General features: G+C 61.0%; 14 protein-coding genes. 7 read left to right on the top strand and 7 right to left on the bottom strand.

The annotated features are described in order from the left end of the window. Positions 1-12 precede the first annotated feature (12 nt). The 4 genes from PspS35_RS01585 (at position 13) to PspS35_RS01570 (ending at position 4,771) form a co-directional block, all read left to right on the top strand. On the top strand, positions 13-1,308 hold the full coding sequence (locus PspS35_RS01585; RefSeq protein ID WP_159932491.1) for a murein hydrolase activator EnvC: 1,296 nt from the start codon (positions 13-15) through the stop codon (positions 1,306-1,308). A gap of 30 nt (positions 1,309-1,338) precedes the next feature. Next, positions 1,339-2,667, top strand: a complete 1,329-nt coding sequence (locus PspS35_RS01580) for a S41 family peptidase (protein WP_159932490.1) — start codon at positions 1,339-1,341, stop codon at positions 2,665-2,667. Between the two features lies 1 nt (position 2,668). Next, the gene (locus tag PspS35_RS01575; protein ID WP_159932489.1) at positions 2,669-3,442 is read left to right on the top strand and encodes a divergent polysaccharide deacetylase family protein; all 774 of its coding nucleotides are present in this window, start codon (positions 2,669-2,671) and stop codon (positions 3,440-3,442) included. 75 nt (positions 3,443-3,517) lie between these two features. Beyond that, on the top strand, positions 3,518-4,771 hold the full coding sequence (locus PspS35_RS01570; RefSeq protein WP_159932488.1) for a Vps62-related protein: 1,254 nt from the start codon (positions 3,518-3,520) through the stop codon (positions 4,769-4,771). Positions 4,772-4,775: 4 nt separating this feature from the next. On the opposite strand, the gene PspS35_RS01565 is transcribed toward PspS35_RS01570, so the two are convergent. The 7 genes from PspS35_RS01565 to PspS35_RS01535 all read right to left on the bottom strand — a co-directional run bounded on the left by PspS35_RS01565 (position 4,776) and on the right by PspS35_RS01535 (position 10,634). Continuing rightward, entirely contained in the window at positions 4,776-5,531 is a 756-nt protein-coding gene (locus tag PspS35_RS01565) for an ABC transporter substrate-binding protein (protein ID WP_159932487.1), read from the bottom strand. A gap of 66 nt (positions 5,532-5,597) precedes the next feature. Beyond that, positions 5,598-6,368 carry an imidazole glycerol phosphate synthase subunit HisF gene (hisF, locus tag PspS35_RS01560; RefSeq protein ID WP_003171107.1) on the bottom strand — a complete coding sequence of 257 codons (771 nt, stop codon included), beginning with the start codon at positions 6,366-6,368 and terminating at the stop codon, positions 5,598-5,600. 9 nt (positions 6,369-6,377) lie between these two features. Continuing rightward, entirely contained in the window at positions 6,378-7,115 is a 738-nt protein-coding gene (gene hisA, locus PspS35_RS01555) for a 1-(5-phosphoribosyl)-5-[(5-phosphoribosylamino)methylideneamino]imidazole-4-carboxamide isomerase (protein WP_029295899.1), read from the bottom strand. A 39-nt stretch (positions 7,116-7,154) separates the two neighbouring features. Continuing rightward, the gene (locus PspS35_RS01550) at positions 7,155-7,412 is read right to left on the bottom strand and encodes a DUF2164 domain-containing protein (protein WP_159932486.1); all 258 of its coding nucleotides are present in this window, start codon (positions 7,410-7,412) and stop codon (positions 7,155-7,157) included. Beyond that, positions 7,413-8,051 carry an imidazole glycerol phosphate synthase subunit HisH gene (gene hisH / locus PspS35_RS01545; RefSeq protein WP_065910792.1) on the bottom strand — a complete coding sequence of 213 codons (639 nt, stop codon included), beginning with the start codon at positions 8,049-8,051 and terminating at the stop codon, positions 7,413-7,415. Further along, positions 8,051-8,644: an imidazoleglycerol-phosphate dehydratase HisB gene (gene hisB / locus PspS35_RS01540; RefSeq protein WP_003218037.1), complete on the bottom strand. Its 594-nt coding sequence runs from the start codon at positions 8,642-8,644 to the stop codon at positions 8,051-8,053. Before hisB ends, hisH begins: the two co-directional genes overlap by 1 nt. A gap of 328 nt (positions 8,645-8,972) precedes the next feature. Further along, positions 8,973-10,634 (bottom strand): OFA family MFS transporter, encoded by a 1,662-nt coding sequence (locus PspS35_RS01535; protein WP_159932485.1) that lies wholly within the window; start codon positions 10,632-10,634, stop codon positions 8,973-8,975. Between the two features lie 324 nt (positions 10,635-10,958). On the opposite strand from PspS35_RS01535, the gene PspS35_RS01530 reads away from it, so the two are divergent. The 3 genes from PspS35_RS01530 to PspS35_RS01520 are packed head-to-tail and all read left to right on the top strand — an operon-like array spanning position 10,959 to position 14,502. Next, entirely contained in the window at positions 10,959-13,169 is a 2,211-nt protein-coding gene (locus tag PspS35_RS01530; RefSeq protein ID WP_159932484.1) for an AsmA family protein, read from the top strand. Next, positions 13,166-14,233 (top strand): A/G-specific adenine glycosylase, encoded by a 1,068-nt coding sequence (gene mutY, locus PspS35_RS01525; protein ID WP_159932483.1) that lies wholly within the window; start codon positions 13,166-13,168, stop codon positions 14,231-14,233. The genes PspS35_RS01530 and mutY overlap by 4 nt, the downstream gene beginning before the upstream one ends. Beyond that, positions 14,230-14,502 (top strand): oxidative damage protection protein, encoded by a 273-nt coding sequence (locus PspS35_RS01520; RefSeq protein ID WP_057010599.1) that lies wholly within the window; start codon positions 14,230-14,232, stop codon positions 14,500-14,502. The genes mutY and PspS35_RS01520 overlap by 4 nt, the downstream gene beginning before the upstream one ends. The last annotated feature ends 36 nt before the right edge of the window (positions 14,503-14,538 follow it).

Genomic DNA, 14,538 nt, shown 5'->3' with positions numbered 1-14,538 from the left:
TCGCCCGCCTCTATGCTTCGCGCCTTGATTACCCTTGCTCTTGTCTGCCTGCTCCAACCGGCGTTTGCCGACGAGCGCGCACAAACCCAACAACAGTTGGACGCTACGCGTCAGGACATTACCGAGCTGAAAAAGCTGCTCGGCAAGCTCCAGGAAGAAAAGTCCGGGGTGCAGAAAGACCTGCGCGGTACGGAAACCGAAATGGGCAAGCTGGAGAAGCAGGTCCAGGAGTTGCAAAAAGAACTAAAGAAGAGCGAGTCGGAACTGGAGCGACTCGACGCTGAGAAAAAAAAACTCCAGAGCGCACGCGTTGAGCAGCAACGCCTGATCGCGATCCAGGCCCGCGCCGCCTACCAGAGCGGCCGCCAGGAATACCTCAAGCTGCTGCTCAACCAGCAGAATCCCGAGAAGTTCGCGCGCACCCTCACCTACTACGACTACCTGAGCAAGGCCCGCCTGGAGCAACTCAAAAGCTTCAACGAGACCCTGCGCCAGTTGGTCAACGTGGAACAGGAAATCGCTAACCAGCAGTCGCAGTTGCAGGACCAGAAAGTCGCCCTCGACGCCCAGCGCGACGAACTCGACAAGGTTCGCAAGGAGCGCCAGCTGGCCCTGGCCAAGCTCAACGACGACGTGAAAGCCCGCGACGCCAAGCTGCAAGCCCGCGAGCAGGACCAGGCCGACCTGGGCAAAGTGCTCAAGACCATCGAAGAAACCCTGGCGCGCCAGGCACGTGAGGCTGAAGAAGCGCGGCAAAAAGCGCTGATCGCCCAGCAGGAAGCGGAAAAAAAGCGCCAGCGTGAGGCCGAACTGGCAGCCACTACGGACGCTCCGGCGCCACGTAAACCGGCGCATGCAGCCCCAGGCCCGCTGGTTTCAAGCGCCGGCGAGTCCTTCGGCGGCCCTTTTGCTGCAGCCCGCGGCAAACTTCCATGGCCAGTTGATGGTCGACTACTGGCACGCTTCGGTGAAACCCGTGGTGATGACACCCGCGCCAAGTGGGATGGCGTGATGATCAGCGCCTCCGCCGGCAGCCAGGTCCATGCTGTCCACGGTGGGCGCGTGGTGTTTGCCGATTGGCTGCGGGGCGCCGGTTTGTTGGTGATTCTTGACCACGGTAATGGCTATTTGAGCCTTTACGGCCACAATCAGACATTACTCAAGTCGGCAGGTGATGTTGTAAAAGCCGGTGAATCCATTTCCACTGTCGGTAACAGTGGTGGCCAGGACACCCCGGCGCTGTACTTCGCTATTCGTCAGCAGGGTCGCCCGAGCGATCCCGCACAATGGTGCCGTTCCCAAGGATAGGGCCGCATCTACATTAGGAGTTCGTTCGACATGCTGCATTTGTCCCGCCTCACTTCGCTGGCCCTGACGATCGCCCTGGTGATCGGCGCGCCTTTGGCTTTCGCTGACCAGGCTGCTGCGCCTGCGCCTGCCGCCACGGCCGCGACCTCTGCCGCGACCACCAAGGCACCGTTGCCGCTGGAGGAGCTGCGCACCTTTGCGGAGGTCATGGACCGGATCAAGGCTGCCTATGTCGAGCCCGTAGACGACAAAACCCTGCTGGAGAATGCCATCAAGGGCATGCTCAGCAACCTCGACCCGCACTCCGCCTACCTGGGCCCTGAAGATTTCGCCGAACTGCAGGAAAGCACCAGCGGCGAGTTCGGCGGCCTGGGCATTGAAGTCGGCGCCGAAGACGGCAACATCAAGGTGGTGTCGCCCATCGACGACACCCCGGCGTCCAAGGCCGGCATCCAGGCTGGCGACTTTATCGTCAAGATCAACGGCCAGCCGACCCGTGGCCAGACCATGACCGAAGCCGTCGACAAGATGCGCGGCAAGATCGGCCAGAAAATCACCCTGACCCTGGTGCGCGACGGCGGCAACCCCTTCGACGTGACACTCACCCGCGCAACCATCGTGGTCAAGAGCGTCAAGAGCCAGTTGCTGGAGTCGGGCTACGGTTACATCCGTATCACCCAGTTCCAGGTCAAGACCGGCGACGAAGTGGCCAAGGCCCTGGCCAAGCTGCGCAAAGACAACGGCAAGAAGCTCAGCGGCATCGTGCTCGACCTGCGCAACAACCCAGGCGGCGTGCTGCAATCGGCGGTAGAGGTGGTCGACCACTTCGTCACCAAAGGCCTGATCGTCTACACCAAGGGCCGTATCGCCAACTCCGAACTGCGTTTCTCGGCCACCGGCAACGACCTCAGCGAGAACGTGCCACTGGCCGTGCTGATCAACGGCGGCAGCGCCTCGGCCTCGGAGATCGTCGCCGGCGCCCTGCAAGACCAGAAGCGCGGCGTGCTGATGGGCACCACCAGTTTCGGCAAAGGCTCGGTACAAACCGTGCTACCGCTGAACAACGACCGCGCATTGAAGATCACCACCGCGCTGTACTACACGCCGAACGGCCGCTCGATCCAGGCCCAGGGCATCGTGCCGGACATCGAAGTGCGCAAGGCCAAGATCACCAACGAGATCGACAGCGAGTACTACAAAGAGGCCGACCTGCAAGGTCACCTGGGCAATGGCAACGGCGGCGCCGATCAGCCGACCGGTAGCGGCAAGAAAGCCAAGCCGATGCCGCAGGACGACGACTACCAACTGGCCCAGGCACTGAGCCTGCTCAAGGGCCTGAGCATCACGCGAAGCCGTTGATATGCGTTTTGCCCTGATCCTCGCTGTGCTGTGCAGCCTGGCGGGAGTCGCCCACGCGACTCCCACCGGCGAACCCCACAAAGCCTACCTGACCCTGATCATCGACGACCTGGGGCAAAACCTGCCCCGGGATCGGCGCGTGCTGGCCCTGCCTGGGCCAGTCACTACGGCGATCATGCCCGACACGCCCCACGCCGCCGAATTCGCCCGCGAAGCCCACAAGGCCGGCAAGATCGTGATCCTGCACATGCCCATGGACCCAGCCACCGGCCCGTTCGCCTGGCACCCCGAACTGCCTATCGAAGAACTGGGCAAACGCCTGGACGCCGCGTTCAAGGCCGTGCCCTACACCGCCGGCATCAACAACCATATGGGCAGCCGCATGACCGCGCAGCCAGAGGCTATGGCCTGGTTGATGGGCGAACTGCAACGGCGCAACAAGTTCTTTGTCGACAGCCGCACCAGCGCACAGACCGTGGCCGCCGCCCAAGCGCAGAAGATTGGTTTGGCCAGCGTGTCGCGGGACGTGTTTCTGGACGACGAGCGCACCGAAGCGGCGATCACCACGCAATTGCAGACCGCAATCAAGCTGGCCCACAAACAAGGCTCGGCCGTGATGATCGGCCACCCTTACCCGCAAACCCTGGCGGTGCTGGAGCGTGAGTTGCCCAAACTCAAGGCACAGGGCGTGGAGTGGATTGATATCAAGCTGATGATCAGTGTGCGCAGCAACCAGGCCATGAGCGGGCATGGGAAGAATGGCGCCTATCGCTAAATAGCTACCACTGCGGACCTTGCGAACTCCTGAATAGTGCATGTGCAACGCTTAACTATTCGGATGCGCAATAACATGAAATCAATAGAGTATGGAAACCTGCTGATCAACTTCACCAGTACGTTCTCCTCGAAATGGAATTACTGGGGGTCGGGCAGTGTGCATAAGATCTGTTTCTGGCGCCCCCTGCCCGATACTCCCAATACACTCGGCTATTTCCCACTGGGCGACCTGGCAAGCTCGGATAACCTCGACACCAACAAGCGCACTATTGTCGCCATCGTCCAGGAGGCCGATCCCGAGAGCGAGGAAACCCGCCTGAAAGGCAAGGCGCTCTGCCCTCCAACTGACTTTGAGCGGATCTGGACGGATTCAGGCTCAGACTCCCTGAGAAATTGCACCCTCTGGCGCCCAATGCCTCCTGCGGGATACGTGGCATTAGGCCTGGTCTGCGAAACCGGCTTTGACAAACCCTCGATCGATTGCATGCGCTGTGTCAGAGAGGATCTGGTCATGGCCGCCGCCGTGGGCGATTGGCTCTGGAACGACAAAGGCAGCGGCATGAAAACCGACTTCAGCGCCTGGAGCATCCAGCCCCAGGCGGCTACGCAAGGTGAAGTGAGTTTCTGCGCAGGCACCTTTGTCGGCACCGACAGCTATACAAAGCCCACCCGCCACCCTTGTGCATATGGCTTGAAGGTACACATCCCCCTGAAGCTCGGCGCCCCGCCACCAGCACCGTTACTTCAAGGTTATGCCCAGCCCTCCGTCTACGAAACCGACACCGTCCGTTATACCTCGCAAATGGCCTGGTTTACGGTCAAAGACCCTGACTTGTCTCCCATCCAACAACTGCAAAACTCTCCCACCTACACTCTGCAAAGGACTGATCGGTATGTACTGGTTGGTTTCGGCCACAACCAAACCTCGGTCGAGCAATCCTTCAAATGGGCAACGGTCCATGGAGCGCACGGCAACCAATCAAGAACCTTCACCCATACCACCGCCATTGATATCGGTACCGAATGGCAAGTCGGCTCGCCGGCTTCTTCAATCAAGGTGTCGGCCAAGCTGAGCAATACCCTCAGTCATACACAAACATCCACGAGCGGCTGGACGACGTCGAAAGGCTTTGAAATCGTCGCAAAAGTGCCCAGCAGAAAGGCCATTGCCACCTACCTGATCCAGAGCAACTACCGCTTGCTACGCCAAGATGGCACTCAAGTCGCCGACACCGTCAGCTATACCGACATCAACAGCGTCTATTGGAGTGAATACCCACCCACCAAGGAGTGCGAAGTCAGCTGCCTGAGCGTGCTTGACGAGTAAACCGCTAGAGATAACGCGCCATGATCTCATCCACTGCACCGTCCTTGCGTAGCTGATCCAACGCTGCCTGCAGCTTGGCCACAAGCTCGTCCGGCACGTCCTTGTTCAACGCCAGATAGAGCTGCGCGCTGTTGAACCGCAACACCGTCTTGAGCCCCGTCACACCGACCTGACGCGCCAGGTAACGCCCGGCCGGGTCGCCCGTGGCCCACAAGTCGATCTGCCCATCCAGCAGCTTTTGCGCGTTGTCCTGGTCACGTAACACCACCACCGGGTTGAGGCCCTGTTTCTCCAGAGTCTCAGCGATAGCGTCACCCTTGTAGGCGCCGATCTTGTAGCGGCGCGCGTGTTCCAGGTCATCCAGCTTGATCTTGCTGTCGGACTTGGCCAACAGCACCCAGTCATCCGGACCGATGGGGCCGACCCACTTGAACAGCGCTTCGCGGTCCGGCAGGCGCGCCATCACGAACACGCCGTAGCCAGGTTTTTCCAGGGCGAGCTTGTAGATTCGCTCCCAAGGGAAACGCAGGGTCAGGTTGTAGGAAATGCCGGCACGCTTGAAGGTCTCGCGCACGATGTCCACGGCGATGCCTTCGATGTTCTCTTCCTTGGCAAAATTCTTGCCATTTTTCGCCATGTTGTAGGGCGGAAAGTTTTCCGTCAGCAACACCAGGGAGGCGTCAGACGGTTCTTCGGCTTGGGCGTTACCGACCATAAGCACGCAGGTGCTGGCGAGGGCGAGCAGCAGGTGTTTGAACATGAAAGTTACCGGAATCCATGGCAAGCGCAGAGAGTGCCCCGCGCTTGCCAGGGTGTCCAGCAACGTTTAGCGAACGACGATACCGCGCGCAGCCATGTAAGCCTTGGCCTCGGGAACGGTGTATTCGCCAAAGTGGAAAATACTCGCCGCCAGCACCGCGCTGGCGTGGCCTTCGATCACGCCGTCGGCCAAGTGCTGCAGGTTGCCGACGCCACCCGACGCGATCACCGGAATGCCCAGCGCATCGCTGATGGCACGGGTCACGCCCAGGTCGAAGCCGTTTTTCATACCGTCCTGGTCCATGCTGGTCAGCAGGATTTCACCGGCGCCCAGGCCTTCCATCTTCATCGCCCACTCCACCGCGTCCAGGCCGGTGGGCTTGCGACCGCCGTGGGTGAAGATCTCCCAGCGCGGGGTTTCGCCCGGACCGGAGACTTTCTTGGCGTCGATGGCCACCACGATGCACTGCGAGCCGAAATGCTGCGCGGCTTCGCCGACGAATTCCGGGTTGAACACCGCAGCGGTGTTGATCGAAACCTTGTCCGCGCCGGCATTGAGCAGGTTGCGGATGTCTTGCACGGTGCGCACACCACCGCCCACGGTCAGCGGGATAAACACCTGGCTGGCCATGCGCTCGACGGTATGCAGCGTGGTGTCGCGACCGTCGACGCTGGCAGTGATGTCGAGAAAGGTAATCTCGTCGGCACCTTGCTCATCGTAGCGACGGGCGATTTCCACCGGGTCGCCGGCGTCACGGATGTTCTCGAACTTGACACCCTTGACCACGCGACCATTGTCGACGTCCAGGCAAGGGATGATGCGTTTGGCCAGCGCCATGGTCAGTCCTCAGCCGTTGTAGGCATCGCAGTAAGCCTGGGCTTCGGCGACGTCCAGGGTACCTTCGTAGATCGCACGGCCGGTGATGGCGCCGATGATCCCTGGGGCCTTGGCGTCGAGCAGCGACTTGATGTCGCCCAGGTTGTGAATACCGCCGGACGCGATCACCGGGATCTTCGTCGCCGCCGCCAACGCTGCGGTGAACGGTACGTTGCAACCCTGCATCATGCCGTCTTTGGCGATATCGGTATAAACGATGGCGGATACGCCGTCGGCTTCGAACTGCTTGGCCAGGTCGATCACCTGGATGGTGCTGATTTCAGCCCAGCCGTCGGTGGCGACGAAGCCGTCCTTGGCGTCCAGGCCCACGATCACCTTGCCAGGAAACGCACGGCAGGCTTCGGCAACGAAGGCCGGGTCTTTCACGGCCTTGGTGCCGATGATCACGTAGCTCACGCCAGCCTTGACGTAATGCTCGATGGTTTCCAGGGAGCGGATACCGCCACCGATCTGGATCGGCAGGTTCGGGTAGCGCTTGGCGATGGCAGTGACCACTTCACCATTGACCGGCTGGCCTTCGAAGGCGCCGTTCAAGTCCACCAGATGCAGACGACGGCAGCCCCCTTCCACCCATTTGGCAGCCATGCTCACCGGGTCATCGGAGAACACGGTGGAATCTTCCATACGGCCTTGGCGCAGACGGACGCAGGCGCCGTCCTTGAGATCGATAGCGGGGATAATCAGCATCTGGCAAACCTTATTCGATATTCAGCAATGCTTGGGAAATCAGGGTTTCTCAAGCGACCACAGGTCGCTTTCGATGCTTTCGAACCTTTCTTTAAGGAGCGTCTGCGCGTCGAAAATCGCCCTGTTGTAATAGTGTGGAGCCACTTCGGTAGTGAACAATTCGAGAATTTCAGCGACCTCGAACGAACCCAGCTTGAGCTCGAAGCGATCCTCCATGAAGCGCTTGATCTTGAGCGTAGCCTCACTCTCCTGCTCGGGAGTGAGGCTCAAGACCGGTTGCTTCGGCTTCCTGGCCACTTACCAGCGCCCGTCCCAGGCGGCGAAGTTCTGCAGCAATTGCAGGCCGTGGGTATGGCTCTTCTCCGGATGGAACTGCACGGCAAAGCGCGACCCTTCTGCCAGCGCTGCGGCAAAATCCACACCGTAGTGTCCGCCACCCACTACCTGGCCCGGTTTACCGGCGGCAATGTAGTAGCTGTGCACGAAGTAAAAACGCGCCATGTCGGGCACTTCGTGCCACAGCGGGTGATCCACCGTCTGGCGGACTTCGTTCCAGCCCATGTGCGGGACCTTCAGGTGTTCGCCATCTTCATGCAGGTCTTTGCCGAAGAACTTCACCTGGCCGGGAAACAGGCCGATGCAGTCGACGCCATCGTTCTCTTCACTGCTGTCGAGCAACGCTTGCATGCCCACGCAGATGCCGAGGAACGGACGGTCCTGGCTGACTTCACGCACCAGGCTGTCAAAGCCCAGGCGGCGGATCTCGGCCATGCAATCGCGAATCGCACCCACGCCGGGAAAGACCACGCGGTCGGCTTCGCGAATCACGTTGGCATCGCTGGTGATCAGCACCTTGCCGGCCCCTACGTGCTCGAGGGCCTTGGCCACCGAGTGCAGGTTACCCATGCCGTAATCGATAACCGCGACCGTCTGCATTACAGGACGCCCTTGGTCGAGGGCATTTGCCCGGCCATGCGGTCATCGAGCTCTACCGCCATGCGCAGCGCGCGGCCGAAAGCCTTGAACACGGTTTCGATCTGGTGGTGGGTGTTGGTGCCGCGCAGGTTGTCGATGTGCAGGCTGACCAGTGCGTGGTTGACGAAGCCCTGGAAGAATTCCTGGAACAGGTCGACGTCGAAGCCGCCCACGGTGGCGCGGGTGTAGGGCACGTGCATCTGCAGGCCTGGGCGGCCGGAGAAGTCGATGACTACGCGCGACAGCGCTTCGTCCAGCGGGACATAGGCGTGGCCGTAGCGACGGATGCCTTTTTTGTCGCCGATGGCCTTGGCAAATGCCTGGCCGAGGGTGATGCCTACGTCTTCCACCGTGTGGTGGTCGTCGATATGCAGGTCGCCCTTGCTGACGATATCCAGGTCGATCAGCCCGTGACGGGCGATCTGGTCCAGCATGTGCTCAAGAAAAGGTACACCGATATCAAATCGGGCCTTTCCGGTGCCATCCAGGTTGATCGAGGCTTTGATCTGGGTTTCCAGAGTGTCGCGCTCGACGGACGCCTTACGTTCGGCCATCACCAGCTCCGCAAAATCATTGGGCGAAAAAGGCAGCCATTATAGGGGCGCGGGCGCTAAACAGAAACATCGAAGGGGATAAGACTGACGAGTTGAAGCGAGGAATGTCGGGGATAGACATGTGCATACATGTGAACGCCAGCCGGTTTTTTACAGCACGGGCTTATGCAGTGAGCGGGCTTGCCCCGCGCTGGGCTGCCAAGCAGCCCCAAAACCTGCCACCGCGTTCTGACTGAAAGAACGCGGTGGCTTCATGGGATCGCTTCGCGATCCAGCGCGGGGCAAGCCCGCTCACCACAACAAGCCCGCGACCTAAGGGCTGGCAGTGTTAGTGGAACAATACCGCCGTCTTCTGCAGGGTCACCCACACACCCCACGCCAACGGAATACCCACCACCAGCCAGGCGGCAATCGCCAACGGCACGCTGCCGGACGCGGCTTTCCACTCCAGGGAAGTGGTGGCATCGGCGCCCTTGTCATGGCCCAGCGCTTGCTCAGCAGCCAGTTCGGCGTCGGTCATGAAGTACTTGTCAGCCACCGGGCGAACCAGCATGTTGCAGATAAAGCCCAGCACCAAAAGACCCGCGAGGATATACAAGGTGATGTCGTAGGCCGCAGCGCGTTCAACGCCGATGCTCAGTTGGTATTCACGCAGGTAGTTGACCAACACCGGGCCCAGCACCCCAGCCGCAGCCCACGCGGTCAGCAGGCGACCGTGGATCGCACCGACCATCTGGGTGCCGAACAGGTCGGCCAGGTACGCAGGAACCGTCGCAAAACCACCGCCGTACATCGACAGGATGATGCAGAACGCCGCCACGAACAGTGCCACGTTACCCAGGTGCCCCAGGTTCGGGATCAGTGCGTACAGGGCAAAACCCAGGGCGAAGAACACGAAGTAGGTGTTTTTACGGCCCAGGTAGTCGGAGAACGACGCCCAGAAGAAACGACCACCGATGTTGAACAGGCTCAGCAAACCGGTAAAGCCTGCCGCGATGGCCGCGATCGACGCCAGTTGCCCGGCATCCAGTTGGCCGAACGGCACATCCACACCCAGCAACTTGCCACCGAACACTTCCTGCAACAGTGGCGAAGCCATGCCGAGGATGCCGATACCGGCCGACACGTTCAGGCACAACACCAGCCACACCAGGCGAAATTGCGGGGTTTTCCACGCCACGTTCACATGCACGTGACGGTGGGTGATCATCGCGTTGCTGGCTTTTTTCGCCGGAGCGGTCCAGCCCTCAGGCTTCCAGCCGGTCGGTGGTACACGGTAGGACAGCGCGCCGCCGATCATGAACACGAAGTAGATCGCGGCCATTACCAGGAAGCTCTGCCACACGCCCACGCTGGTCGGCGAAGCGAAGTGCCCCATCAGCGCTGCAGCCAGCGGCGCACCCACCATCGCACCGCCACCAAAGCCCATGATCGCCATACCGGTGGCCATGCCGCGCTTGTCCGGGAACCACTTGATCAGGGTCGACACGGGCGAGATATAGCCCAGGCCCAGGCCGATACCACCAATGACCCCAGAACCGATCCACATCAGCCAGATCTGGTGGGTATAGATACCCAACGCCGAGATCAACAGGCCGCCGCACCAGCACAACGCCGATACAACACCGGCCTTACGTGGCCCGGCATGTTCCAGCCAGCCGCCCCAGATCGCTGCCGAGCAGCCCAGGAAGATGAAGAACAAGGTGTAGATCCAGCCCAGCATGGAGATGGGCCAGTCACATTGGGACGAGAAGACTTGGGCGATAAAGCTCATGTCCGGCGCGCAGGCCACCGGCTTGGTGATCCCCAGCGCCTTGGACAGCGGCAGCCAGAACACCGAGAAGCCGTAGGCCATGCCGATGCAGAGATGGATAGCCAGGGCGGCCGGTGGAACCAGCCAGCGGTTGAACCCGGGCTTGGCGATAATGCGTTCCTTGGACAGGAACGCAGGCTGTGCGGCGGTAGTCCCGGCCGCAGTGCTAGTGCTCATTGGTGTTTCCCCCAGTTATTAGTATGCGTTCGTCAGGCGCTCTCCCCCTCGGCCTTGCACGCAGAGCGTGGCCGTTTTTGTTGAGTGAAGCTCCATTTTGGCGCGACGATACGTCGCAGAAGGCGAACGAACACGCAGAGATTAGCACCTGCGGATGACAGAAAAACCAAACTGACATCACTTTTTTCAACGAATCCACTTTTCTGACGCCAGAATCCCGTTCTATTACGCCTAGATACAATGTAACGATCGGTGAACTGACGCAGGCCGTCGGGCGTTATACTCTGCGGCTAAATTTTGAAATCGACATACAAGGACTCGCCCATGAAAGCGTTCGGCAAAATCCTGGGTCTGGTACTTCTCGGGCTGTTGCTGATCATTGTGGCTCTGGGCTTTGCCCTGACCCATCTTTTCGATCCCAACGACTACAAAGAAGAGATTCGCCAGATCGCCCGCGACAAGGCCCACATCGAGCTGACGCTCAATGGCGATATCGGCTGGAGCCTGTTCCCCTGGCTTGGCCTTGAACTGCATGAAGCCAGCGTGGCGACCCTGACCGCCCCGACCCAGCCCTTCGCCGACCTGCAAATGCTCGGCCTGTCGGTGCGCGTACTGCCGCTGCTGCGCCGCGAAGTACAGATGAGCGACGTGCGCGTCGAAGGCCTGAACCTGCGCCTCAACCGTGACAAGCAGGGCCATGGCAACTGGGAAGACATCGGCAAGAACGCGCCAGTGGCCACCACCGATACGGCCGCCCCCGTGCAACCAGCATCCGAGGCCAAGCCAGAGAAGCCGGCCCAGCCCATCCGCCTGGACATCGACAGCCTGACGATCAACAACGCCCGCATCGAATACAACGACGAGCAGACCGGCAAGCAGTTCAGCGCCGAGAGCATCCAGTTGAGCGCCGGCGCCGTGCACGAAGGCGCCAGCATTCCGGTGAAACTCACCGCATTCTTCGGCAGCAACCAGCCAGTGATGCGCGTCAAGACCGAGCTCAATGGCAACCTGCGCATCCAGCGCGCCCTCAAACGCTACCAGTTCGAAGACATGCGACTCAGTGGCGAAGCCACCGGCGAACCGCTGCAAGGCAAGACCGTGACCTTCTCGACCCAAGGCCAGTTGCTGGTCGACCTGGCGGCCAACATCGCGGAGTGGACCAACCTCAAGCTCTCGGCCAACCAACTGCGGGCGCTGGGCGAACTGAAAGTCAATGACCTGGACAAGACCCCGCAACTCAGCGGCGCCCTGTCCATCGCCCAGTTCGACCTCGCCAAGTTCCTCGACAGCGTCGGCAACCCACTGCCACCAATGGCCGAGGGCAGCCTGAGCAAAGTGGAGCTGGTCAGCCGCCTCAAGGGCACCCCCACCAGCGCGGCACTGGAAGACCTGACCCTTAAACTCGACGCCAGCACTTTTACCGGCCGTGTCGCTGTGGACGATTTCGCCAAGCAGTCGCTGCGCGTGCAACTCAAGGGCGACACCTTCAACGCCGACAATTACCTGCCGGCCAAGTCTGAATCCGCCAAGGGCGCAACCGCCGCCCGCCAGGCCGAAGTGCAGAACAGCGAAGCCGGCGCCATGGCCGCCGGTGGCACCACACCGCTGCCGGACGCACCGACCAAAGGCGCCTGGAGCACTGACAAACTGCTGCCCTTGGCCCATCTGCGCAAGCTGGACGTGAATGCCGACCTCGCCTTCGGCGAACTGACCCTGAGCAAACTGCCGATCCAGAATGCCGTGCTCAAAGCTTCAGGCATCGATGGCCAGCTCAAGCTCGACACCCTGAGCGGCGGCCTCTACAACGGCAGCTTCCAGGCCAACGGCACGCTGGATGTGCGCCAGGATATTCCAGTGCTGGCGCTGCAAAGCCGGATCAAGCAGGTGCCGGTCGAACGCATCCTGCAAGCCCAGGGGCAAACGCCACCGGTCAAAGGACAGGTCACTCTTGACAGCAATCTCAGCGGCCGTGGCAACAGCCAGAAGGCACTGATCGACAGCCTCAACGGCACCGCCAGTTTTGTGATCAACAACGGTGTGCTGCTCAACGCCAACCTTGAACAACAACTGTGCACGGGCATTGCCATGCTCAACCGCAAGACCCTGAGCGGCGAACAGCGCGGCAAGGACACACCGTTCCAGGAACTCAAAGGCAACCTGACCTTCCGTAACGGCGTGGCCAACAACCCCGACCTGAAAGTGCGCATCCCGGGCCTGGCGGTCAACGGCAACGGCGACATCGACCTGCGCGTGCTGGGCATGGACTACCGCGTCGGCATCATCGTCGAAGGCGACCAGCGCGAAGTCCCGGACCCGGCCTGCGAAGTGGGCTCCAACTTCCGCAACATCGAAGTGCCGCTGCGCTGCCGTGGCCCGCTGGAACTGGGCGCCAAGGCCTGTCGCCTGGATAAGGACGGCTTGAGCCAGGTCGCGATCAAGGCAGCGGGCAACAAGCTCAGCGAGAAGCTGGAAGAGAAGCTCGACAAGGTTAACCCCCAGCTCAAAGATGCTTTGAAAGGCCTGTTCAAACGATGAGAAACGAGCAGTTTTCAACGGCGGTGCTCGACTGGTACGACCGCCACGGTCGCCATGACCTGCCCTGGCAACAGGGCATCACGCCTTACCGGGTGTGGGTATCGGAGATCATGTTGCAACAGACCCAAGTCAGCACCGTGCTCAATTACTTCGACCGTTTCATGGCGTCTTTGCCAACGGTCGAAGCCTTGGCTGCTGCGCCTGAAGACGAAGTGCTGCACCTGTGGACCGGGCTGGGCTACTACACCCGGGCGCGCAACCTGCAAAAGACCGCGAAGATCGTGGTGGCCGAGTATGGTGGCGAGTTTCCCAGGGATGTCGAAAAGCTCACCGAACTGCCCGGCATCGGCCTGTCCACCGCCGGGGCAATCGCCAGCCTGAGCATGGGCCTGCGCGCACCGATCCTGGACGGCAACGTCAAGCGCGTGCTGGCACGCTTTACCGCACAAGAGGGTTATCCAGGCGAGCCCAAGGTGGCCAAGCAGCTGTGGGCCACCGCAGAGCGTTTCACGCCCCATGACCGCGTCAACGCCTACACCCAGGCGATGATGGACATGGGCGCCACCCTCTGCACGCGCAGTAAACCCAGCTGCCTGCTGTGCCCCCTGGAAAAAGGCTGCGAAGCCCACATGCTCGGCCTGGAGACGCGCTACCCGATCCCCAAGCCGCGCAAGACCATCCCACAGAAGCGCACGCTGATGCCGATGTTGGCCAACGCCGAGGGCGCGATTCTGCTTTATCGGCGCCCGTCCACAGGCCTGTGGGGCGGTTTGTGGAGCCTGCCCGAACTCGACGACCTGCAAGACCTTGAACACCTGGCCAACCAGCACGCGCTGGAGTTGGGCAAGCACCAGGCACTGCCGGGGCTGATCCACACCTTCAGCCACTTCCAACTGGCCATCGAACCCTGGCTGGTCCAAGTCGAGGAATCCGCCCATCACGTGGCCGAGGCCGACTGGCTCTGGTATAACCTCGCCACCCCGCCGCGCCTGGGCCTTGCCGCCCCGGTCAAGAAACTGCTGAAGCGCGCGGCTGAAGTATTGAACGCAGGAGTGTCGTCATGACCCGCACCGTAATGTGCCGCAAGTACAAAGAAGAACTGCCAGCCCTGGAACGCCCTCCTTACCCAGGCGCCAAGGGCCAGGACATCTACGACCACGTCAGCGCCAAAGCATGGGGCGACTGGCTGAAACACCAGACCCTGCTGATCAACGAAAAACGCCTGAACATGATGAACGCCGAAGACCGCAAATACCTGGCGGGCGAGATGGACAAGTTCTTTTCCGGCGAGGAATACGCCAAGGCCGACGGCTACGTGCCACCTGCTCAATAATTGATCAAAAACTGGGGTCGGCACGTAAGCGACGGT

The sequence above is a fragment of the Pseudomonas sp. S35 genome, assembly GCF_009866765.1.
In the GTDB taxonomy this organism is placed as follows: domain Bacteria; phylum Pseudomonadota; class Gammaproteobacteria; order Pseudomonadales; family Pseudomonadaceae; genus Aquipseudomonas.
This window is presented reverse-complemented; position numbering and strand designations above follow the sequence as displayed.